The sequence below is a fragment of the Actinoplanes hulinensis genome (assembly GCF_019429605.1).
Lineage (GTDB): Bacteria > Actinomycetota > Actinomycetes > Mycobacteriales > Micromonosporaceae > Actinoplanes > Actinoplanes campanulatus.
The window spans coordinates 17,810-39,020 of the sequence record NZ_JAHXZI010000018.1 but is presented as its reverse complement, the minus strand read 5'-3'; the positions used below and the strand labels follow the sequence as shown (position 1 = coordinate 39,020).

Here is a 21,211-nt window from a genome sequence, read left to right as displayed (position 1 = left end):
CGACCTTCCTGGCTCTGCCGTACAGCTCCGGCCCGGTGGAAGGGAACGTCAACCGCCTCAAGATGATCAAAGGTCGAATGTGCGGTCGAGCCGGCTTCGACCTGCCCCGTAGCGAGGTGCTTCGGTGCCTCGAGGAAGAAGAGCGACGAGTTTGGCTTGCGGCAGCGAACAACGGCGCGACGAACACAGGTGACGTATCGAAGCGGAGTTCCCGCTCAGCCATGTCGAGGCGCGCCCTCGATTGTCTGCATCCCACCGACATGGGCTGGCACGACTGCGACGGTCCCGGAGAGTTCGCCCTGCCCGACAGCGTCCTCGACGGCGTCCTGTTCCTTGGCTGACGGCGGCGTCGTGGCGCTGATCAGCCTTGCACGCGAAAGCCGTCATTGACTCCAGAGACATCCGCATGGCAGCTGACGATTGTCGCAACCGGTCCAGAACTCGCTAACGGCCAAGCCCATCGCATCGGGCCTCGGCCTTCAAAGAACCCGTGCCAGGTGTGCTCGCGGCCGCCCGCAGACCCCCGGTGGCCGCGATGACCCATCGTAAGATGGCGCCAACAGAAGTGGCTTCGGTCGGCAGAGGCCCCCATGACGAGGGTTCGAAACGATCCTGCCGCTGAGAAAGCGGGAAGGCGAGAAGGCGAAAATCGCTGTAGAGATCGCCGAATGGGCCGATCCAAGCACGGGCGGACGAGGCGGGTCCGAGTCACGGTCGTCCCGTGGATCCAGATGCAACCGGCGTAACCGCCCATGGGCGTTGCCGGATCCAGGCAACACCATGACGTAGGCCCGGGATGCGCAGCGTCTGCCTTGGACGCCCGATGCACTGAGAGATCGAACCCCTACCGTCGGTAGTTGTACACAGGTGATCGGCATGCCCGCTGCCGTCCTGATTGGACACAGGCGGACGGCGTAGCCATCGTGGCACGACCCGCACAGTGCCCCGCGAGGAGAGAGTCGATCACAAGCCCGAGCCGCCGACATCTCAGTCCGATGATCGTGACCGGAACCATCGATCCCGCAGGCATCCTCAGGAGCAACTCACAGGCCTACGACCGCCACCAGGGCGAGAATCCACGGCGGACCTCGGATGAGTGACGGACATGCGTGGACACCACTATCCACAGGCTGTGTGTTGCACCTGTTGATGGTGTGCCCATCGCTGTTTCACGTGAAACGACGCCGATGTCGTGTCGGTCGTCCACCGGTCTATCCACAGGGCGCGCAAGCCTCCTACGTCGTGTTTCACGTGAAACGGGAGTGCCTGTGGATAACTCCTGTGGATAACTTGGGGACGGTTGTGTGGAGAAACGGAGCGTCACCGTTGTCTACGTCACGTGCCCGGCTCCAGCGGGTATAACGACATCCCTCCGTCGTGCGAAATTGACCCAGGACAGCCTGTCCCGTGCTGGGCTAAGGTCACGAAGTGTCTGAGAACACCACCCCGCTTCCTGATTTCACACGCTGGCCGTCGTTTCCCTTCGAGGGCGATATGCGGGTGAAGAAGCTCGCACCACCGGTAGAGGTCGAGCCACCCCGCAGCGGCGAAGACGCCTCGGATTGTGTGGCGTGCAGCACGTCGGATGACGCCTACATCTGGGTCAGTGAGCGGTGGCGGGTCCGCGCCATGGACCGTCCGACCGGCCTGCCGATGGTCCTCATCCTGGAGTGCCGATCGCACCTGGATCTCGGCGACCTGCCGAACCTGCTAGCGGCGGAGCTCGGTGTGATGACCGTGCGCCTGGAGCGAGCGATCCGGTCGCTGGACGGTGTCGCGAGGGTTCACGTGAATCGGTGGGGCGACGGCTCAGCCCACCTGCACATGTGGTTCCTGGCCCGCCCCTACGGCCGGCTCCAGCTCCGCGGGACGTTCCTCTCACTCTGGGACGACATACTGCCGGTTGTTCCCGAGTCCCAGTGGCGGGAGAATCTCGCCCTGGTCGCCGCCTGGCTCGCCGACTTCGGCGGCAAGGCCAACGCGGAGCCGGCACACATCGAGTGGGAATCGCCGGCCACGCTCAACGTGCCGGTCCCAACCGATGTCGACGCGGTCGACGAGCGACCGGTCACTCTCGGGGATGTGGAAACCGGCGAGAACCCGGCAGGCAGCTCCGGCATTCACAACGCGAACAACGGCTACTGAGAAACCCGGGTACGACAAGGGGCGGCGGATCAGTACGATCCACCGCCCCCCGCTACGACAAGAGGCAACGCCTAACCCTTGCGGGCGACCGCCCGCTCCACCAGCGCACTGAGCACCGCACCCAGGTCGACCCCGGCAGCCTGAACGGCCAGCGGCAACAACGAGGTCTCCGTCATCCCCGGCGACACGTTGCATCCCAGGACCCGCGGCTCCCCGTCCTCCCCGACGATCACGTCGATCCGGGACAGGTCACGCAGACCGAGTGCCTTGTACGCCGCCAGCGCCGTCTCCGACACCTTCGCCGCCACCTCCGGTGACAGTCGCGCCGGCACGTGCCAGGTGGTCAGACCGGCCGTATAGCGGGCCGCGTAGTCGTACACCCCGTCCCGCGGCACGATCTCGACGATCGGCAGCGCCTCCGGCCCCGTCCCCAGGTCGATGATCGAGACGGCGACGTTGGTGCCGGTCACGAACTGCTCGACCAGCGCGGTCGAGTCGTACGCGAAACAACCCACCATCGCCGCCGGCAGGTCCGCGGCATCCCGGACCACCGCGGCACCCAGCCCGGACCCGCCCTGCGCGGGCTTGACCATGAGCGGCAGCCCCAGCCGGGACACGATCCGGTCGAGCACCGCCACCGCACCCAGCTCGGAGAACCGGTCGTGCGGCAGCGCCACCCAGTCCGGCGTCGGGATCCCGGCCTCACGCAGCATCGACTTGGCGGACGGCTTGTCCCACGCGAGGCGGGCGGTCCGGGCGTCGGCGCCGACGTACGGCACTCCACACAGGTCGAGCACCCCGCGCAGCGAACCGTCCTCACCGGTGGCGCCGTGCAGCGCGATGACGACGGCGTCCGGCGGATCGGCCTGCAACGTGGGAAGCAGTGAGACGTCCGCGTCGTGCATGTCGGCGGTCAGGCCGGAGGCACGGAGCGCGTCCAGCACCCGGCGACCGGACCGCAACGACACGTCCCGTTCGTAGGACAGTCCACCGGCAAGGACGAGAACTCGTACATCCATGGTTGAGATCATGCCAAGTCGGGGCCGGGAGCGTCGGCAGCGGCCGGACCGCGACGGCGCTGATGGCTCTGTTGCAGTGCGCCCCCGCCGAAGACGGCGCGCATGGCCAGCTCCTGCTCCATGACGCCGGAGAGGCGGCGGATGCCCTCCCGGAGCCGGTCCGGCGCGGAGAAGCTGAAGTTGAGGCGCATGTTGTTGCGGCCGGTGCCGTCGGCGTAGAAGCCGGTGCCGGGCACGTAGGCGACCCGGGCGGCGATGGCGCGCGGCATCATCGCCTTGGAGTCGAGGCCTTCGGGCAGGGTCGCCCAGACGAACAGGCCGCCGGTCGGGCGGGTCCACGTGGTGCCGGCCGGCATCAGGTCATCGAGGGCGCCGAGCAGCGCGTCCCGGCGCTCGCGGTAGATCTCCCGGTACACCTTGAGCTGTTCGCGCCACGGCATGGTGGACAGGTACTGGGTGACGGCGCCCTGGGCGAACGCGCTCGGGCACAGCACGTTGGCCTCGCTCATCATGACCAGCTTCTCCCGGACGGCGTGCGGCGCCAGGATCCAGCCGACGCGCAGACCGGGCGCGAACGTCTTGGAGAAGGTGGAGCAGTAGAAGACGCCCTCACGGCGGCGGGCCCGCAACGGCAGCGGTGCCTCACCCTCGAAGGCGAGCATTCCGTACGGGTCGTCCTCCACCACCAGCAGACCGGCGCGCTCGCAGATGTCGAGGACGCGTTCCCGTCGTTCCTCCGACAGGGTGACACCGGCCGGGTTCTGGAAGGTCGGGATCGTGTAGAGGAACTTGGCTTTGCGGCCGGCCCGTGCGGTGGCCTCGATGGCCTCCTCGAGCGCTTCCGGGATGAGGCCATCGGCGTCCATTGCCACGTGCCGGACCTGTGCCTGGGCGGCCTGGAAGACGCCGAGTGCGCCGACGTAGGTCGGCCCCTCGGCGAGCACCACGTCGCCCGGGTCGAGGAACAACCGGGCCAGGAGGTCGAGGGCCTGCTGGCCGCCGACGGTGACCACCACGTCGTCCGGCGAGGCGTTGTGGATGCCGGAGAGGGTCATCACCTCGCAGATGCGTTCGCGCAGCTCGACGGTGCCCTGGCCGATGCTGTACTGGAGGCTGGTGGCGCCGTGCTGGGACGCCAGGTCGCCGAGCATCTGCCCGACCGCGTCGAGGGGCAGCGCGGCGATGTAGGGTGAGCCGCCGGCCAGCGACACCACTTCGGGGCGGCTCGCCGTGGCGAACAGGGCACGGATCTCGGACGTCGTCATTCCGCGGACGCGTCGCGCGTACCGATCGGTGTAATCGTCCTGGGTGGTACCGGTCATGCGAATCACCTCTTCATCAACGAGACTGACAGCGATCCTAGTCGGGTCTGGCTCTTGCCCGACCTGCTCCCGTTCATGGTGGTTCCGACGTAGGATTCGGCGGGGGCGCGGCGGCGTCCGGTCCTGTCCCGTGAGCGAGCTGCAAGGGGGCCGCCATGTCGCGACGCCTGGTCAATCTCACCCTCGACACGCTCGAGGACCTGCCCCGGCCGTGCCGTGAGTGCGTCTACTGGGAGCTGGATCCGGTCTCCGCGGAGCGGGCCTGCGCCACCGGCGACCCGGGTCTGGAGAAGGAGGCGTGGGTCTCCCAGACGCTCCTGGAGTGGGGTTCCTGCGGCAAGCTCGCCTATGTGGACGGCATGCCGGCCGGGTTCGTGATGTACGCGCCACCCGCCTACGTGCCCCGCTCGATGGCCTTCCCGACATCCCCGGTGAGCGCCGACGCCGCTCTGCTCACCACGGCCAAGGTGGTGCCCGCCTTCGCCGGTGGTGGCCTGGGCCGGATGCTGGTGCAGGGAGTCGCCCGTGACCTCACCAAGCGCGGTGTGAAAGCCGTGGAGGCCTTCGGTGACGCCAAACCGGACGAGGCCGACGCGACGTGTGTGGCCCCGGTCGACTTCTTCCTGTCGGTGGGCTTCAAGACGGTCCGCCCGCACCCCCGGTTCCCGCGGTTGCGGCTGGAGTTGCGGACGGCCCTGTCCTGGAAGTCCGACGTCGAGTACGCGCTGGAGAAACTGCTCGGCTCGATGAGCCCGGAGACGCTGCTGCGCCCGGTCCGGCCGGTGACCGCGACCAGGTCCGCCGACAATTAAGGGCTAGGCCTTGTCGGCCAAGGCCAGACGAAGCTGGCGTACGTCGATCGACCCGGTAGGCACGTCCCGTTCCACCGGGAAGTACATCCGCTGGACCGCGGCGAGCAGCGCCTCGACGATCTGCTCCCGGAACATCGGGTCGATCAGCCGCTCCCGGTCCTTCGGCGAGGTCAGGTAACCGAGGTCGACCCGGACCGTCGGCATGCGGGTGAGGCGCAGCAGGTCCCAGGTCTTCGCGTGGGTCCGGCAGTCGTGCATCCCGGTGCGCACCACGATCTCCCGCTGCACCAGGGCCGCGAGCCGCTCGCCCACGGTCGAGCTGAGCCCGTTTCCGGTGCCGTAGTGGTAGGTCGCCACGCCCTCGGCCGCGTCGGACGTGTGCCCGTCGAGATGCAGCGAGATCAGCAGGTCGGCGCCGAGGCTGTTGGCGAGGGCGGCCCGTTCGGCGCCGCTCATCGGGGCGGCCGGCGACGGACCGCGGGTCAGGTGCACCCGCATGCCGGCCGCGGAGAGCCGGCCCTCGAGCCGGGAGGCCAGGTCGAACACCAGGTCGGCTTCGTTCCACCGGAGTGGCCCGTCCGGCACCAGGACGCCGGTGTCGTCGCCGCCGCCGTGGCCCGGGTCGATGACGATCGTCTTGCCGACCAGGTTGGGACCGGACTGCCGGAACGCCTCGGCCTCGCGCAGCCACTGCGGGCGGCCGCCGACCACCTTGCGGCCCAGCCGGCGCAGCGCCTTCATGGTCTGCGGGCCGCAGGAGCCGTCCTGGACGAGGCCGACCTCGCGCTGGAACTGGGCCACCGCGCGGGCGGTCCGGGCACCGTAGACGGCGTCGGGGCGACCGGTGTCGTACCCCATTTCGAGGAGCCGCTCCTGGAGCGCCCGGACGTCCTCGCCGACGAGGGCGTCGGGCACCGAGTGGAACAGGGTCCGGGAGCCGAGCCGCCAGCGGGCCGCGTCCAGCGCGCCCCACGTCTCGTCGCCGACCATCCCGTCCACACCGAGACCACGGTTCTGCTGGAAGGCGCGGACCGCGGTCTCCAGCGCCTCGTCGAAGACGTCGGGTTCAGCTTCGTCGAGCAATTCCAGGCCGACCAGGATCGACCGAATCTCGGAAACAGCTGGGCCGGTGTCTCCGCGTCGGATGGACCGCACTCACGACTCCCTAGGACGAGAAAGGACGACCCTCCGGAGAGTACGCCCCGCGACCCGAACGGGCGCGGGGCGTTGTGCTCGAAAGCGTCAGAGCGCCGACTCGATGAAGTTGACCAGGAAGCTCTTGGGCTTGGCGCCGGCCACCGAGTTGATTCGCTCACCGTCCTTGAAGATGGTCAGCGTCGGCACCGACATGACCTGGTACGCCATGGCGGTCTGCGGATTCTCGTCGATGTTCACCTTGACGATCTCCACCTTGTCGCCCATCTCTGCGGCGATCTCGGCGAGCAGCGGGTCGACCTTCTTGCAGGGCACGCACCACTCGGCCCAGAAGTCCACCAGCACCGGCTTGTCGGAACGCAGCACGTCATCGGCGAAGGTGGCGTCAGTGACCACCTTGGTTGCTCCCACGAGGACCTCCCGGGTCTTACAGCTCTACGAATGAAGCGATGAAGCGCTCAGCGTCGAGCGCGGCGGCACAGCCGGTGCCGGAGGCGGTGATGGCCTGCCGGTAGGTGTGGTCGACCAGGTCACCCGCGGCGAACACGCCCGGGACGTTGGTCCGGGTGCTGGGCGACTGCACCTTCACGTAGCCCTCGTCGTCCAGCTCGATCTGGCCCTTGAAGAGCTCGCTGCGCGGGTCGTGGCCGATCGCCACGAAGACACCGGTGACGTCGAGGACCTTGGCCTCGCCGGACTGCACGTTCTTCAGGCGGACGCCGGTGACCTTGCCGTCCTCGCCGAGGATCTCCTCGACCACCGAGTTCCACTCGATCTTGATCTTCGGGTTGTCCAGCGCACGCTTCTGCATGACCTTGCTGGCCCGGAACGAGTCACGGCGGTGCACGATCGTCACGGTCTCGGCGAACCGGGTGAGGAAGGTGGCCTCCTCCATGGCGGAGTCACCGCCGCCGACCACCACGATGTCGTGGCCGCGGAAGAAGAAGCCGTCACAGGTGGCACACGAGGAGACGCCGTGGCCGAGCAGCTCCTGCTCGCCGGGGACGCCGATCGGCCGCCACGCGGAGCCGGTCGCCAGGATCACGGCACGGGCGAAGAACTGCTGCTCACCGACCCAGACCGTTTTGAGGCCCTCGGTGCCGGCCTCGGTCGGCTTGTCGGTCAGCTCGACCCGGGTGACGTCGTCGGTCAGGAACTCGGCGCCGAACCGCTCCGCCTGGGCGCGCATGTTGTCCATCAGCGCCGGGCCCATGATCCCGTCCCGGTGACCCGGGAAGTTCTCCACCTCGGTGGTGGTCATCAGGGCGCCGCCGGAGTTGACACCCTCGATCACCAGGGGGCTCAGGTTGGCGCGGGCCGCGTACAACGCCGCGGTGTAGCCCGACGGTCCGGAACCGATGATGATCAGATTGCGGACCTCGTCCACTGCCGACTCCTCAGTCTGTTTTCGTCGCACGCGTTTCAGTCGGCGACACTGCACGCTAAAACGTCATGCTAGGCATTCGCCATTCCCCGGCCGGGCCCGTGTCGGACCTCACGCGAAGGGGGTTCGGTCAGCGTACCGGGAGTTGCTCGACGGTGTCCGCGCCAGCACCGGGTGCGCCGCACTCCGGACCCACCGCCCACACCCAGATGCCGTTGGCCGCGCTGAACCGGACGATCATCGCCGGTTTCCCATCGAACCTGGCGTAATCCACCAGCTCCACCGCGATCTGGCCGCCCCCGTTGTTCCGCGTAATCGCATCGAGGCAGCTGATCAGCCCGGACGGGTCGATCAGCCGGGCGAGCGGACTGAAACCACTGGCCTGCTCCGCGGCCGCCGGCTCGGAACTCTTCTCCGACAGGACACCGGCCTGGGACCGTTTCGCGCTCGTCGCGACCAGCGTGCCGGCGGTGTAGTCGGTGTCGCTGAAGATCACGTTGTCCGCCGGGATGCCGGCCATCATCGGGGCGCTCTGGTCGGCGGCGCCTCCGGCCGCGGTGCTTTCCGCGCTGTCGTCGATCATGTTCGCGTCCGAGAGCTGGCTCGCGCCGAATCCGGCGAACGCGAGCAGGGCGGCTGCCACTCCGATCGGCGCGGCCCACCGTCGTGCCCGCGCACGGCGCACCCCATCAAGGTCAACAACCTTCGCGGGTACGGCGCCCGCAGCGCCCGGCATCTCCTCCGGGACCCGGAACATCGCGTCCAGGCGGGTCGCCAGATCGTCGGGCATCGGCTCGGGCTCGAACTCCCGCAGTGCCGCCTCGACCGCGATCATGCCGGGTTCCAGCATCTCGAAAGCCCTGCGCCAGGCCGGGTCCCCGGACACCAGGGTGGCCACTCGCTCCTGGTCCGGGGTGCCGTCCAGGGCGCCACCGACATAGTCGGCGAGAAGGTCGAGGTCGACCCCGTCGAACTCGGCGCCCGTCACCGTGGGTCCCTCCGTTCCGGTCCGGTCGGCAGCGGTCTCGCCGACTCCGACCTGGATGGGACGGTCCCACCGTCGGTCTGGTTCCCCCGGAGATATCCCAGGGTCACCGCCATTCTGGCCCGGCCGCGGGCGCACCGGCTCTTCACCGTGCCCTCCGCCACGCCGAGCATCGCCGCCGCCTCGGCCACGCCGTACCCCTGCACGTCGACCAGCACGATCGCGGCCCGCTGCTCGACCGGCAGTGCGGCCAGCGCCTCCCGCACCACGAGAACCGTGTCCTGGTCGGGGGTGGGTGCGGCCGGCTCCGGAGCGGAGGGACGGTCGTCGTCGCGGTTGCTCTCCGGCAGCGGCACGGTCGGGTGCGCCTGCCGCCGGCGGATCCGGTCGAGGCAGGCGTTCACCACGATCCGGTGCAGCCACGTCGTGACGGCTGCCTCGCCGCGGAACCGGGCCGCATTGCGATGCGCGTTGAGCAGGGCGTCCTGAACCGCGTCGGCGGCCTCCTCGCGGTCGCCGACGGTCCGCAGCGCCACCGCCCAGAGCCGGTCCCGATGGCGGCGGACCAGCTCGGCGAACGCCTCCCGGTCGCCGGCCACGTGGGCACGGATCAGCTCGGCGTCGCTCGGCGTCGCACCTGATCCGTCCCGGAAAGTCACGTCAGCAATCTAGTGCAGGGGAACAGGCCGTGAGGTCTCAGTATCCGTACAGCTCGATCTCGTTGACGTTGACCTGGTAGCCCGGGGTGTCCTCGTTACGCGGCAGCTCGCTCAGGAAGACCATGACGTACTGGTGTTTCTGGGTCGAGTCGGCGACGGAGAGCACGTGCTTGGTGCCGGTGCTCTTGGTCGGGCCGCCCTCGGCGTCGCTCAGCGACGTGAACTGCTCGAGCACCTTCTTGTCGCCGTTGGAGCTGTCACCCGGGTCGCTGGTGCCGACCCGCAGGTCCATCACCACACCCGGCATCGACGTGAAGACCTGCACCTCGGACAGCGACCGCGCCTCGCCCAGGTCGATCAGCAGGCCCATGCCCTTCTTGTTGTTACCGAACTTGGGCTGCGAATACCACGCCAGCTTCCACGCGGTCTCCTTGTCACCGTCGACGGTGAGCTTGGCCTCGGCGGTGTCGTCACGGTCGCCGGGCGGCGGGTCGACGATGCGCACCATGTCGGCGGTCAGCTTGATCTGCTTCGGCACGGGCGCCTGGGTCTGCGTCACGTCGGGGGTGTCGGTCTGCCCCGCGCCGCCGTCGGCCGTCGTCGACTGGCCGTTGTCGGCGCTGGAGCTGGTGTCGTTGATCGCGTTGATGCCGAAGATCAGGCCGATGATCGCGATGACCACCAGGGCGCCGACCCCGAGCAGGATCTTCGGCGCGCTGCGGACCGGCTCGCCGGAGCCCGAGCCGCCGCCCTGCACGAAGCGCAGGGGACCGACGTCCTCGTACTCGTCGTCCTCGGAGGCGGCGTCCAGCCGGCCGAGCTCCGCGGTGAGTGCGTCGGACGCCGGGGCGGCGACGCGACGGTCCAGCAGGTCCATGGTCAGATCGTCGAGGTACGCCGGGACACCGGCCCGGATCTGACGCGGAGCCGCCGGGTTGCCGGAACTGTCGCGATTCGCATCCGGCAGGCCGGACTGGCCCACCTCGTCGTGCGGCCAGTGACCGGTGAGAGCGAAATACAGGATGCCGCCGACCGAGCGGACGTCCGACTCGGCGCTGCCGGCCGCATCGGCCCGCGCGTCGGCCAGCACGACCCGGCCGTCGTCGGCGATCAGGGTGCTGCCGGGATGCACATTGCCGTGCACCATGCCGGTGGCGTGCACCGCGGTGAGCGCGTCGGCCACCGAGTGCGCGATGGCGATCGCCCGGGCCGGGTCCAGAGGGCCCTCGGCGCCGATCAGATCGCGCAGCGACTCGCCGTCCACCCACTCCCGGACCACGTAGGCCCGCTGCTGCTCGTCGATCGCGTCATAGACGCCGACCAGGTTGGGGTGGATCACCCGGCTCGCCGCGACGGCGGCCTGGAGCATCTCGGTGGCGGAGTCACCGCCCGGATGCCGGAGAACGACGGCGACCGCCCGGCGCAGGATGACGTCGATGCCGCGCCAGACCTGCCGGCCCGCACTGTCGTTGTTGACGTGCTGTTCCAGCTGGTAGCGCTCGGCCAGGATCTCACCGACGGCGGGGGCACCGAAGGTCATGACCGGCCCGGCTCCGTCGGCCGCGGTCTCGTGGCCTTCGCCGACCTGGGTCACCAGTCCTCCCTCGGTGGTGCATTCCTCGGTGTGCTTCTCGGGTGCTACAGGCTCGGGCACTGAACGACACGAGGATCCGGCGCACATGCCGACACCGACCATACCCGTACTCGGCCATGGTCTGGCAGGTCGTCCCCCCGGCGCGGCATCGGCGCCAGGCGACACGAATCGGCTGAATCAGTGACTGATCAGTCGAGAATCACCTGTTCAGGACGTTTATCGGGGGATCAGCGACCGATCTTCCGGCGAACCATCCCGACCACCTGGCTCACCTCGTGAACACGCAGCAGCAGAGCCGTGCCCAGGTAGGCGATCAGGATCACCGCACCACCGACGGCGAGCTGCACGATCGCCTCGACCCGGCCGTCCGGCTCACCCGAGCCGGGCAGCAGCCGCATCACAAGCAGCGTCAGCCCGGCCGCCGCACCGGCGGCCGCCGCGACCTTGAGCAGGGCCACAAGCACCGAGCCCAGGTTCAGCCGGCCGATCCGGCGCCGCAGTACAGCCAGCGAGATCAGCGCGGACAGCAGGTAGGAGATGCCGTTTGCGGCGGTCATCCCGGCCGCGGTCAGGGACTTGTCGAGGACCGCGGCGAGCACGAAGTACCCGGCGATCCGGGCCGCGACCACCGGCAGGTTGATCAGCGCGGCGGTCTTGTTGCCCTGCAGCGCGTAGAAGACGTTGGTGCAGAGGAAGCTGATCGACAGCGGCAGCACGGCGAACGCCGCGACGGTCAGGACCGTGCCCATGTCCAGCGCGTCCGCGTTGGTGATGCGCCCGCCCTGGAAGAGGAAGACGGCAATCGGCCCGCTCAGCACGGCGTAGGCCACCACGATCGGGGCGAGGGCCGCGGCCACCAACTTGATACCGCGACTCAGGTCGTCGATCACCTCGTTGAGCCGGCCTTCGGCGGCGGCCGCGCTCATCTTCGGTAACAGGGCGGTGATCACCGAGACGCCGATGATCCCGTGCGCCATCATCATCAGCAGGAAGACGTTGTTGAACGCCAGGGCACCCGGGTTGTCCTCGCCACCGGCGCTGTTCAGGGCCCGGACCAATGCGAAGACCGCGATCTGGTTGGCGGCGACGTAGCAGAGCATCCAGCCGGCCAGGTGACCGATCTCGCGGAGCCCGAGCTCGCGCGGCGCCCAGCGCCACTTCCACCGGAAACCGACCTTGCGCAGGGCCGGTAGCAGGCCGACCGCCTGCACGACCATGCCGAGCAGGGTGCCGGCCCCGATCAGGACCAGCTCGGCGGTGCTGATGTTGGCCGCGGTCAGTTCCTTGTCCGTCCCGAAGGCCAGCAGGAACACTCCGCACACCGCGATCACCACGATGTTGTTGAGGATCGGCGCCCACATCGGGGCCGCGAAGTGACCGCGCACGTTCAGCACGGCGCCGATCAGCGCCGACAGTCCGGTGAAGAAGATGATCGGCAGGATCAGGTACGAGAAGTTCGTGACCAGATCGCGGAAGTCCGGGTCGGTGTTGTCGCCACTCGTCTGGATCGCCGTGATCAGTGGTGCGGCAAGCACCACGAGGACGGTTGCGATGCCGAGCATGACCACGGCGAACGAGAGCAGTCGCTGGGTGAACTCCTGGCCGCCGTCCGGGTCGGCCTTGCGCCGCCGGACCAGCAGCGGGATCAGCACGCTGGAGAGGATTCCGCCGAGCAGCAGCTCGTAGATCTGACCGGGCAGGAACTGGGCGCCGGTGTAGGCGTTGCCGACCGCCTGGCCGAGGACCATGCCGATCAGCGCGTTGCGGACGAACCCGATCACGCGGCTCACCAGGCTGCCGATCGCCATGATCGCGCTCTGGCCGGCGGTGCTTCCACCCTCGGGCGCGGGCTGCTGCGGCTCCGGGTCCGGGCTGTCCACCGAGACGACGGTGACGCCCTCCTGCGCCGTCGGTCGTCCGTCCGGTGTCGCATGCGTGCTGCGGTACAGGCCGCCGTTCACCCGAGCCTCCCGAGCCCTACCGATGATGGAGCCACCATAAAGGCAGACATCACACGTGGTGACGGAGGAGGGTGCCGGGCTCGGCCCCGGCCAGGGTCTCCACCACCCAGCACGCCTCCAGCGGAACGAGAGGCTCACTGAGGGCATCGAGCACGGTCGGGTGGTCGCAGCCCGCCCCGGTCAGCGCGCCGAGCAGGGCCGGCACCGCCGTCAGGTCGCCCGAGCCGACGATCCGGCCGGCCAGCGAGCGCGTCGCGGCGTACCAGTCCCTGTTCGGCATCTCGGTCAGCAGAGCGCTCGCGTGCCGTACCAGATCGGAAAGGTCCTCGTGCGGGAAGCGATGCCCGGCACGGACCTGGAGCCGCGCCTGGGCCGGGGTGCTCAGGGACGCGATCGCGGCCTCGTCCAGCACCTGCGGCGACGAAACCCGCGGCGCCGGCCACCAGCGCTCGCTCGTGAAGAGCGGCAGCGGGGCCTGCTCCGGACCGCTCGTCAGGCCCGCCAGCTGCTCGTCGAAGGGAATCTCCCGGTGCAGCGACCGGTACGCGGCCTCGCGCACCGCCGCGATCTCCGCCGGATCGTCGTCGGCGGCGGCCGGCGCGAACGGCGACAGCAACGCCACCACCAGGCCGGGATGCGGCAGCAGCGGGTCGGACAGGGCGATCACCCGGGCGAAGCGCTCCAGTTCCCACCAGCGCAGAGCCGCCGGGTACGGCCCCGACGGCGGCGCCCAGCCCAGTTGCACCGGTTCGCTGGCCGACGGCCGTCGCAGCCCGAGAGCGCGGTCGCCGGAGGGCAGTTCGATGTCGAGCACCAGCGCGTAGCCGCCCACCACCGGAAACGAGAGGTGCACCTCGGTGGGCAGGCCCTCGGTGTCGAACGGCTCACCCGTCCAGAAGGCAGGGGTCTCGGCCAGGCGTCGCAGCGCCTCGGAAACGGGCATCCTGTCATCCTGCCCGGCGACACTCCCCACGGCCACGGCCTATACCCTGGTAACCCCATGTCTGTGTTGAATTCCGCCCAGCAGAAAGCGGTAGCCGAGCTGCTCCGCGTGTCCCCCGTCGCCGACGAGCTCGGCCGGCGGTTCGCCGCCGCAGGTCACGAGCTGCATCTGGTCGGCGGTTCGGTCCGCGACGCGCTGCTCGGCACCCTCGGCGACGACCTCGATTTCTGCACCGACGCCCACCCCGAGCAGACCCTCACCGTGGTGAACGGGTGGGCCGACGCGATCTGGGAGACCGGGCGCGAGTTCGGCACGATCGGCATCCAGAAGAACGGCCTGCGGATCGAGATCACCACGTTCCGGGCCGAGGCCTATGACGGGGTGACGCGCAATCCGGTGGTGTCCTACGGGACGTCGCTGCTGGACGACCTGTCGCGGCGTGACTTCACGATCAACGCGATGGCCGTCTCGGTGCCGGGGCACGAGTTCACCGACCCGTTCGGCGGGCTGCGGGACCTCGCGGCGCGGGTGATCCGTACGCCGGCGGCGCCGCAGATCTCGTTCGGCGACGATCCGCTTCGGATGCTGCGGGCGGCCCGGTTCGCGGCGAAGCTGCGGTTCACGGTGGACCCGGCGGTCGTGACCGCCATGTCGGACATGGCCGCTGATCTCGACCGGATCACCGCGGAACGGATCCGGGACGAGTTCACCAAGCTGATGTCCAGCGCCGACCCGATCACCGGGCTGCGGCTGCTCGTCGACACCGGGCTGGCCGACCGCTTCCTGCCCGAGATCTCCGGCCTGAAACTGGAGATCGACGAGCACGCTCAGCACAAGGACGTCTACGAGCACACGCTGATCGTGGTGAGCAACGCGATGCGGCTCGAGGGCGACGAGGGCCCGGACTTCGTGCTCAGGATGGCCTCGCTCATGCACGACATCGGCAAGCCCGCCACCAAGGCGGTCGGGCGTGACGGCAGGGTCAGCTTCCACCACCACGAGGTGGTCGGCGCGCGGCTCACCAAACAGCGGATGAAAGCCCTGAAATACCCCAAGGACGTGACCGGCGAGGTGGTCGGCCTGGTCGCCCTTCACCTTCGTTTCTACGGGTACGGGCGGGGCGAGTGGACCGACTCGGCCGTCCGGCGGTATGTGACCGACGCCGGCCCGCTGCTGTCCCGGCTGCACAAGCTGACCCGCTCCGACGTCACCACCCGCAACCGGCGCAAGGCCGCCCAGCTGGCCGCGGACTACGACGCGCTGGAGGTGCGGATCGACCGGATCGCGGCCGAGGAGGACCTCGCCAAGGTCCGCCCCGACCTGGACGGCAACGCGATCATGGAGCTGCTCGGGGTGCCGCCGGGCCCGATCGTCGGCCAGGCGTGGCGCTTCCTGAAAGAGCTCCGCCTCGACCACGGGCCGCTCGACCGGGACGAAGCCGAGGCGGAGCTCTTCAAGTGGGCCCGGGACCAGGGCCACATCTCCTGATCTACGGCATGCCGATGCTCAGGTCCCGGCCGGTGAAGTCGGCGGGCAGTTTCTGGCTTCCGAGCCGTTTGCCGCTGACGTCGTAGAGTTCCGCCTTCCGGTCCGTGACGGAGAGGATCCGGCCGTCCGGCAGGAAGCTCGGGTTACGGCCGCGCAGCGTGGCGACGGCCGCTCCGGTTCGCACGTCGACCACCTGTACCGGGTTGATCCAGAGCTGTGGGTCCATGACCAGCACGTACCGCCCGTCCTGGGACCAGCTGTCCGGGATCCCGGTTATCGGGAGGACCCGCAGCTGAGCGCCGGTGTCCGCGGAGTAGACGACCACGTCCTTGACCTTGCTATCGCGTACGCCCGGCTGCTCGGCCCGCGGCAGCGCGATCTCCTGGCCGTTCGGCAGCCAGGTGTAGTAACAGAGTGACGAGCAGGTCTTCATGCCCGGATGGTTCGGCTGCTCGATGACGGCGCCGGTCGTGGCGTCCCAGATCACGTAACCGCCGGCCTGGGTCGTGACCACCATGCGCGTCCCGTCCGGTGACCACATCGGACTGAGCAGGTATCCGCCGGTGAAGAACCGCTGCCCGGTGTTCACCGAGATCAGATCCTCGTGGTCGTCGGAGACGACGGCGTGCGGGCCGGCCGGAGCGCCGTAGACGGTCCAGTGCTGACCGGGCACCACCCGGTACCGGCCGGTGGTCCGGTCCAGCACCACGTCGCCGTCTTTCAGCGTCTTGCCGTAGGGCAGGTCACCGCCCACGTCCTTGTGGCTGAGCGCCGTGACGACGACCCCGCCCGGTAGTAGGTACGGCTGTTCCGACCAGTGGCCGGTTCGTGGCGGCTGGGAGACGGTCACCGACATCGACGGCGCGGGTGTCGGCGTCGTCGGCAGGGCCTTCCGCTCCGGCTGGAACAGTACGAACGGAACGGCCGCGACCACGGCGAGAGCCAGCGTGGCGGTGCCGATCGCGGCCCGGCGACGGCGGCGCAGACGACGGCCACGGGTACGGGCAACCGCGGCCAGATCGTGTGGCGCGGGCGCGTTCCCCGCCAGATCCCGTACGGCTTCGCCCACGATGTCCTCCAGCCTCGTCATCGGGCCCCTCCCATCGACAGCGGCTGGTCGCCGACCAGTTCCCGAAGTTTGCTCAGCGCCCGCGACGCCTGACTGGCCACCGTGCCGGGCCGGCAGCCGAGCACCTCGGCGGTCTCCTCCAGCGAACGGTCCTCCAGATAGCGCATCACCAGGACGGCCCGCTGCCGGGCAGGCAGCGACAGGAGCGCCTCGCGCACCGTGATCTGGTCGGCGACGGCCTGGTCGTGGCGGGCTTCGTCGGCCCGGTCCGGCACGTCGGCGACGGGCACCTCGTTGCGGCGCGCGGGACGGCGCCAGGCGGAGACCCGGTCGTTGTAGATGATCTTCCGGACGTACGCCTCGGCGTCGCCGTGAATGCGCGGCCAGCGGGCGTACGCCTTGGCCAGCGCGCCCTGGACCAGATCCTGCGCGGCGTGCTGATCACCGGTCAGCGCGTGCGCGATCCGGAGCAGGGCCTGCCCCCGCGCCGCGACGAACGCGGTGAACTCGTCTTCCAGTGACTGCTTCACCGGTCACCTCCACCAGGACAGACGCCGGAAGAATCGGAATCTTTGCATGTCCTGTGGAAACGGGGTTGCGTCGATACGGTAGCGTTCTGAACCGCAGTGATCATCCCCCTGAACGGCCCCTCCGAACCCCAGGGACAAACCATGACCTCCGTTCGCACCCGCGTCTTCGCCGCCCTGCTGGCCGCCGTTCCCACCGCCGGTCTGCTGGCCGTCGCGTCGCCCGCGCAGGCCGCCACCCTCGACATCACCGTCAAGTCGGTCTCGATCAGCAAGAGCGTCTTCGTGCTCGGCTCCAAGGCCGGCTGCCAGAAGTTCACCATCACCGCCGTCACCAGCGAGCCGATCCCGACCGCCGGCTACAAGATCGCCGGTGTGGGCGCCGACATCAACGCCCCGAGCGGCAAGACCGTCAACGGCGGCCAATTCGCCCAGGTCGGCTCGACGGCCACCTACAAGGGCACGTTCAAGATGTGCGGCACCGACGCGGCCGGCCGCTATACGGTGAACGTCTACGGCGCCCAGCTTGGGGCGGGCGACGACGAGCCCGAGCTCACCAACGTCGTGAGCAAGAAGATCTACCTGAAGCGGCCGTCCAAGCTGACCCTGAACGCCGCTCCCGAGCCGGTCGTCAAGGGCAAGAAGCTGACCGCCAAGGGTGTCCTCAAGGTCAACGGCAAGGTGCTCGGCGGCGCCAAGGTCAAGGTCTACTTCAAGCCGGCCGGTGCCACCACCTTCACCTACAAGGGCACCGCCACCACCAACGGCAAGGGCGTCTACAGCAAAAAGTTCACCGCCACCAAGAGCGGCGTGTGGCAGGTCGTCTACGCCGGTAGCACCGCCCGCAACGGCGCGACGGCCGTCGACGGCGTCAAGGTCAAGTAGCCTGTCGTACCCCCGGGGCAGACTTGGGGCATGTTCGTCATCGAGACGCCGATCGGTCCGCTCGGTGTGACCGTCGACGGCCCGGCCGTTGTGGGTGTGCGTTTCGCCGCCCGGCCGGGCCCGTCCACGGAGCATCCGGCGGTCGAGCAGCTGCGAGACTATTTCTCCGGCGCGCTGACCGACTTCACCGTTCCGTTCGAGCTGCGCGGCGGGTCGGAGTTCGAGCGGGCCGTCTGGGGCGAGATCGCGAAGATTCCCTACGGCGAAATGATCACCTATGGGGCGATCGCCACGGCGCTGGGTGATCCGGGTGCGGCCCGGGCGGTCGGCACGGCCTGCAACCGCAATCCGATCCCGGTGATCGTCCCCTGCCACCGGGTGGTCGGAGCGGGCGGCAAGATGGTCGGCTTCGGCGGCGGCCTCGACCGCAAACGGATCCTGCTCGAGATCGAGGCCCGGGTCGCGCTGCAGAAGGCCTGGAGCTGACGGCGTACCGAATCCGGGTGTGCGAAAGGCCGGCCCACGATGTGGGCCGGCCTTTGCCGCTCAGCTTGCGCTTCGCTCGGGTGATGCTTTTCAGCGCTCGATGTCGCCCTTGATGAAGGCCTCGACGGCCGCGTGGGCGTCGTGGTCGCTGTACTGCACCGGCGGGGACTTCATGAAGTAGGAGGACGCCGAGAGGATCGGGCCACCGATGCCGCGGTCCTTGGCGATCTTCGCAGCGCGGACCGCGTCGATGATCACACCGGCCGAGTTCGGCGAGTCCCACACCTCGAGCTTGAGCTCGGCGTTCAGCGGGGTGTCACCGAAGGAGCGGCCCTCCAGGCGGATGTAGGCCCACTTCCGGTCGTCGAGCCACGGCACGTGGTCGGACGGGCCGATGTGCACGTCGCTCTTCGACATCTCGTGCGGGATCTGCGAGGTCACCGACTGGGTCTTCGAGATCTTCTTCGAGACCAGGCGGTTGCGCTCCAGCATGTTCATGAAGTCCATGTTGCCGCCGAAGTTGAGCTGGTACGTGCGCAGCAGCTCGACACCGCGGTCTTCGAACAGCTTCGCCAGCGCGCGGTGCACGATGGTGGCGCCGACCTGGCTCTTGATGTCGTCACCGACGATCGGCAGGCCCGCGTCCTCGAACTTCTTCGCCCAGACCGGGTCGGACGCGATGAAGACGGGCAGAGCGTTCACGAACGCGCAACCGGCGTCGATCGCGGCCTGCGCGTAGAACTTGTCGGCCTCCTCGGAGCCCACCGGCAGGTAGGAGACGACGACGTCGACCTCGGCGTCACGCAGAGCCCGCACGACGTCGACCGGCTCGGCCGAGGACTCCTCGATGATCTCGCGGTAGTAGGTGCCGAGACCGTCGAAGGTCGGACCACGCTGAACGGTCACGCCGCTCGGCGGCACGTCGGTCAGCTTGATGGTGTTGTTCTCGCTGGCGACGATCGCCTCGCTGAGGTCCATGCCGACCTTCTTGGCGTCCACATCGAACGCCGCGACGAACTTCACATCCGAGACGTGATAGTCGCCGAAGGTCACGTGCATGAGACCCGGGACGCGGTCGTTGGGGTCGGCGTTCTTGTAGTACTCCACGCCCTGCACGAGGGACGAGGCGCAGTTACCCACACCGACGATGGCGACGCGGACGGAACCCATCGCGTTTGCCTCCTTGTTGTTCATCACGGCCGGTCCGGTTGCGGACTCGGTGTTTCCGGGGGATCGGGGTTGAGAGCGCCGGCGAGACCGGCACGATTTCGAAAAGCGGGGGTACGGCCGGAGCGCTCGTTGGTGATCAGCTCCTCCAGCCAGCGGACCTCGCGCTCGCACGCGTCCAGCCCGTGCCGCTGCAACTCGAGCGTGTACGCGTCGAGGCGGTCGGCGGCGCGGGCGAGCACCTCCCGCAGCCCCTCGCGGCGCTCCTCGATGCGGCGCCGGCGGCCCTCCAGGATGCGCAGCCGGGTGGCGCGATCGGTCCTGGAGAAGAAGGTGAAGTGGACCCCGAAACCCGCGTCGTCGTACGTCTCCGGGCCGGCCTGGGTGAGGAGATCGGCGAAATGCTCCTTGCCCTCGGCCGTGATCTTGTAGACAACCCGCCCCCGCTTGCTGGTCATCGGGGGGATGATGTCGTTGTTGGCCTCTGCCTCACCGATCCAGCCGGCGAGCTTCAGCCGCTTCAACGTGGGGTAAAGGGTGCCGTAACTGATCGCGGCGCGGAGTGTGCCGAGTTTGGTGGCGAGTTCCTTGCGGAGCTCGTAACCGTGCATCGGAGCCTCCTGCAGGAGGCCGAGGATCGCCATCTCCAGCATTGGCCCCTCCCCACATGTGTGCTCCGATGTATCGGCTCGATACATCGTCACCGTAGATCGGGACGGCCATGGGCGCAACTCGGGCATCGTGTGCAGTCGCCGTGCCACGCAGCGTGATGGCGTTCGCCGGGAATGCGACGACCGCGTACTCTCTTCGCCATGCGCACGCAGCGGCAGGTGGTCGACTACTCGCTACAGAAGCGGGCAGTCCTGCGTGACGTTCGGAGCGGCCGTGTAGGCACGCTCGAAGTCTGCGACGCGTCTCCTTACTTGAGAAACGCGGCTACGTACCATGGTGAGCCCATCGACGAGCGTTGCCCGATCTGCCGACGGGAAAACCTGACGCTCGTGCACTACGTCTATGGCGACGAGCTCAAGCAGTCCGCCGGGCAGGCCCGCAAACTGGCCGAACTGCCCGTCATGGCGATGACGCTGCGTGAGTTTCAGGTCTTCGTCGTGGAGGTGTGCCGCGCTTGTGCGTGGAATCACCTGGTCGAGAGGTTCGTGCTCGGTCGCGACGGCCTCGCCGCTGAGGAGACGTTGCATTCCGGCGCTATGGTCTCGTCCGGCGGTGGGGGATCCCGCCGGACAGGTGACTCGTCACACAACGGGGAGGGACGGAGATGAACCGGACCGATCTGGTTAACGTGTACGGGTTTGGGACCGGCGTACGGTCCGCGCAGACACAAGACAAGGGGGCTGCCGGGACCGCAGCCCATAACGCCCGCTCGAGGCGCAGTGTGGGGACGGCTCGTCCGGGCCTCCTGACCGCGCCCCCGCGACCGGTAGGTGTGAGGGAATGAACGCGTACGGCGATCCGCAGTCCGCACGAGCCCGGGTCAGAGTGCCCGGGCCGTCCGCTGCTTCCACGCCTGACGACCAGCCAGCCGACGAGGCCCGGCCCCGCCCGGACGCTTACCGGCGTCCATCCGGTGCCGCCCCGGTAGGCGGTCAGCC

At 68.9% G+C, this 21,211-nt stretch carries 19 protein-coding genes and 1 pseudogene; 6 read left to right on the top strand and 14 right to left on the bottom strand.

Annotation, left to right across the window (positions count from 1 at the left end):
- Nucleotides 1-1,494: 1,494 nt before the first annotated feature.
- Nucleotides 1,495-2,136 (top strand): annotated as a pseudogene (locus tag KZ829_RS30405) (hypothetical protein); the annotation flags it as partial.
- 80 nt (nucleotides 2,137-2,216) lie between these two features.
- On the opposite strand, the gene KZ829_RS30400 reads toward KZ829_RS30405, so the two are convergent.
- Nucleotides 2,217-3,176 carry a D-alanine--D-alanine ligase family protein gene (locus KZ829_RS30400; protein WP_220147314.1) on the bottom strand — a complete coding sequence of 320 codons (960 nt, stop codon included), beginning with the start codon at nucleotides 3,174-3,176 and terminating at the stop codon, nucleotides 2,217-2,219.
- Nucleotides 3,173-4,486: an aminotransferase-like domain-containing protein gene (locus KZ829_RS30395; protein WP_220147313.1), complete on the bottom strand. Its 1,314-nt coding sequence runs from the start codon at nucleotides 4,484-4,486 to the stop codon at nucleotides 3,173-3,175. Before KZ829_RS30395 ends, KZ829_RS30400 begins: the two co-directional genes overlap by 4 nt.
- Nucleotides 4,487-4,641: 155 nt before the next feature.
- Between KZ829_RS30395 and KZ829_RS30390 the strand changes: the two genes are divergently transcribed.
- Entirely contained in the window at nucleotides 4,642-5,298 is a 657-nt protein-coding gene (locus KZ829_RS30390) for a GNAT family N-acetyltransferase (protein ID WP_183226539.1), read from the top strand.
- 3 nt (nucleotides 5,299-5,301) lie between these two features.
- Here the strand turns inward: KZ829_RS30390 and KZ829_RS30385 are convergent, their stop codons facing one another.
- The 8 genes from KZ829_RS30385 to KZ829_RS30350 all read right to left on the bottom strand — a co-directional run bounded on the left by KZ829_RS30385 (nucleotide 5,302) and on the right by KZ829_RS30350 (nucleotide 13,979).
- Nucleotides 5,302-6,453: an N-acetylmuramoyl-L-alanine amidase gene (locus KZ829_RS30385; RefSeq protein WP_183226538.1), complete on the bottom strand. Its 1,152-nt coding sequence runs from the start codon at nucleotides 6,451-6,453 to the stop codon at nucleotides 5,302-5,304.
- 87 nt (nucleotides 6,454-6,540) lie between these two features.
- Nucleotides 6,541-6,864, bottom strand: a complete 324-nt coding sequence (trxA, locus tag KZ829_RS30380; protein ID WP_183226537.1) for a thioredoxin — start codon at nucleotides 6,862-6,864, stop codon at nucleotides 6,541-6,543.
- 16 nt (nucleotides 6,865-6,880) lie between these two features.
- Nucleotides 6,881-7,840 carry a thioredoxin-disulfide reductase gene (gene trxB / locus KZ829_RS30375; protein ID WP_220147312.1) on the bottom strand — a complete coding sequence of 320 codons (960 nt, stop codon included), beginning with the start codon at nucleotides 7,838-7,840 and terminating at the stop codon, nucleotides 6,881-6,883.
- A 127-nt stretch (nucleotides 7,841-7,967) separates the two neighbouring features.
- The gene (locus KZ829_RS30370) at nucleotides 7,968-8,825 is read right to left on the bottom strand and encodes an RsmA family anti-sigma factor (protein ID WP_220147311.1); all 858 of its coding nucleotides are present in this window, start codon (nucleotides 8,823-8,825) and stop codon (nucleotides 7,968-7,970) included.
- Nucleotides 8,822-9,481 carry an RNA polymerase sigma factor SigM gene (gene sigM, locus KZ829_RS30365; protein WP_308285727.1) on the bottom strand — a complete coding sequence of 220 codons (660 nt, stop codon included), beginning with the start codon at nucleotides 9,479-9,481 and terminating at the stop codon, nucleotides 8,822-8,824. The genes KZ829_RS30370 and sigM overlap by 4 nt, the downstream gene beginning before the upstream one ends.
- A gap of 37 nt (nucleotides 9,482-9,518) precedes the next feature.
- Nucleotides 9,519-11,135 carry a protein kinase family protein gene (locus KZ829_RS30360; RefSeq protein ID WP_372453914.1) on the bottom strand — a complete coding sequence of 539 codons (1,617 nt, stop codon included), beginning with the start codon at nucleotides 11,133-11,135 and terminating at the stop codon, nucleotides 9,519-9,521.
- A gap of 167 nt (nucleotides 11,136-11,302) precedes the next feature.
- Nucleotides 11,303-13,036, bottom strand: coding sequence for a murein biosynthesis integral membrane protein MurJ (gene murJ / locus KZ829_RS30355; RefSeq protein ID WP_308285725.1), 1,734 nt, complete (start codon nucleotides 13,034-13,036; stop codon nucleotides 11,303-11,305).
- A 49-nt stretch (nucleotides 13,037-13,085) separates the two neighbouring features.
- Complete coding sequence (locus KZ829_RS30350) at nucleotides 13,086-13,979, bottom strand: hypothetical protein (protein ID WP_220147308.1); 894 nt, start codon at nucleotides 13,977-13,979, stop codon at nucleotides 13,086-13,088.
- Nucleotides 13,980-14,036: 57 nt separating this feature from the next.
- On the opposite strand from KZ829_RS30350, the gene KZ829_RS30345 reads away from it, so the two are divergent.
- Entirely contained in the window at nucleotides 14,037-15,467 is a 1,431-nt protein-coding gene (locus KZ829_RS30345) for a CCA tRNA nucleotidyltransferase (protein WP_220147307.1), read from the top strand.
- Between the two features lies 1 nt (nucleotide 15,468).
- On the opposite strand, the gene KZ829_RS30340 is transcribed toward KZ829_RS30345, so the two are convergent.
- Together KZ829_RS30340 and KZ829_RS30335 are read right to left on the bottom strand one after the other, a co-directional pair.
- Nucleotides 15,469-16,557 carry a WD40 repeat domain-containing protein gene (locus KZ829_RS30340; protein WP_220147306.1) on the bottom strand — a complete coding sequence of 363 codons (1,089 nt, stop codon included), beginning with the start codon at nucleotides 16,555-16,557 and terminating at the stop codon, nucleotides 15,469-15,471.
- Nucleotides 16,554-17,066, bottom strand: a complete 513-nt coding sequence (locus tag KZ829_RS30335) for a SigE family RNA polymerase sigma factor (protein ID WP_220147305.1) — start codon at nucleotides 17,064-17,066, stop codon at nucleotides 16,554-16,556. Before KZ829_RS30335 ends, KZ829_RS30340 begins: the two co-directional genes overlap by 4 nt.
- A gap of 141 nt (nucleotides 17,067-17,207) precedes the next feature.
- Here KZ829_RS30335 and KZ829_RS30330 point away from each other — a divergent pair, with 141 nt between their 5' ends.
- On the top strand, nucleotides 17,208-17,948 hold the full coding sequence (locus KZ829_RS30330) for a hypothetical protein (RefSeq protein ID WP_220147304.1): 741 nt from the start codon (nucleotides 17,208-17,210) through the stop codon (nucleotides 17,946-17,948).
- 30 nt (nucleotides 17,949-17,978) lie between these two features.
- On the top strand, nucleotides 17,979-18,434 hold the full coding sequence (locus KZ829_RS30325) for a methylated-DNA--[protein]-cysteine S-methyltransferase (RefSeq protein WP_188120461.1): 456 nt from the start codon (nucleotides 17,979-17,981) through the stop codon (nucleotides 18,432-18,434).
- Nucleotides 18,435-18,524: 90 nt separating this feature from the next.
- On the opposite strand, the gene KZ829_RS30320 is transcribed toward KZ829_RS30325, so the two are convergent.
- Both KZ829_RS30320 and KZ829_RS30315 read right to left on the bottom strand, forming a co-directional pair.
- On the bottom strand, nucleotides 18,525-19,604 hold the full coding sequence (locus tag KZ829_RS30320) for an inositol-3-phosphate synthase (RefSeq protein ID WP_220147303.1): 1,080 nt from the start codon (nucleotides 19,602-19,604) through the stop codon (nucleotides 18,525-18,527).
- A gap of 23 nt (nucleotides 19,605-19,627) precedes the next feature.
- A complete protein-coding gene (locus KZ829_RS30315) occupies nucleotides 19,628-20,254 on the bottom strand; it encodes a PadR family transcriptional regulator (protein WP_183226527.1) in 627 nt (208 codons plus the stop codon).
- A gap of 159 nt (nucleotides 20,255-20,413) precedes the next feature.
- Between KZ829_RS30315 and KZ829_RS30310 the strand changes: the two genes are divergently transcribed.
- Entirely contained in the window at nucleotides 20,414-20,881 is a 468-nt protein-coding gene (locus KZ829_RS30310) for a DUF5318 domain-containing protein (RefSeq protein ID WP_220147302.1), read from the top strand.
- Nucleotides 20,882-21,211 lie beyond the last annotated feature (330 nt).

Coding starts and splice junctions, on each gene's coding strand:
- KZ829_RS30315 (WP_183226527.1), bottom strand. CDS start 20,254: ATGCTGGAGATGGCGATCCTCGGCCTCCTGCAGGAGGCTCCGATGCAC.
- KZ829_RS30330 (WP_220147304.1), top strand. CDS start 17,208: ATGACCTCCGTTCGCACCCGCGTCTTCGCCGCCCTGCTGGCCGCCGTT.
- KZ829_RS30400 (WP_220147314.1), bottom strand. CDS start 3,176: ATGATCTCAACCATGGATGTACGAGTTCTCGTCCTTGCCGGTGGACTG.
- KZ829_RS30340 (WP_220147306.1), bottom strand. CDS start 16,557: ATGACGAGGCTGGAGGACATCGTGGGCGAAGCCGTACGGGATCTGGCG.
- KZ829_RS30390 (WP_183226539.1), top strand. CDS start 4,642: ATGTCGCGACGCCTGGTCAATCTCACCCTCGACACGCTCGAGGACCTG.
- KZ829_RS30320 (WP_220147303.1), bottom strand. CDS start 19,604: ATGGGTTCCGTCCGCGTCGCCATCGTCGGTGTGGGTAACTGCGCCTCG.
- KZ829_RS30350 (WP_220147308.1), bottom strand. CDS start 13,979: ATGCCCGTTTCCGAGGCGCTGCGACGCCTGGCCGAGACCCCTGCCTTC.
- KZ829_RS30345 (WP_220147307.1), top strand. CDS start 14,037: ATGTCTGTGTTGAATTCCGCCCAGCAGAAAGCGGTAGCCGAGCTGCTC.
- KZ829_RS30310 (WP_220147302.1), top strand. CDS start 20,414: ATGCGCACGCAGCGGCAGGTGGTCGACTACTCGCTACAGAAGCGGGCA.
- KZ829_RS30395 (WP_220147313.1), bottom strand. CDS start 4,486: ATGACCGGTACCACCCAGGACGATTACACCGATCGGTACGCGCGACGC.
- KZ829_RS30325 (WP_188120461.1), top strand. CDS start 17,979: ATGTTCGTCATCGAGACGCCGATCGGTCCGCTCGGTGTGACCGTCGAC.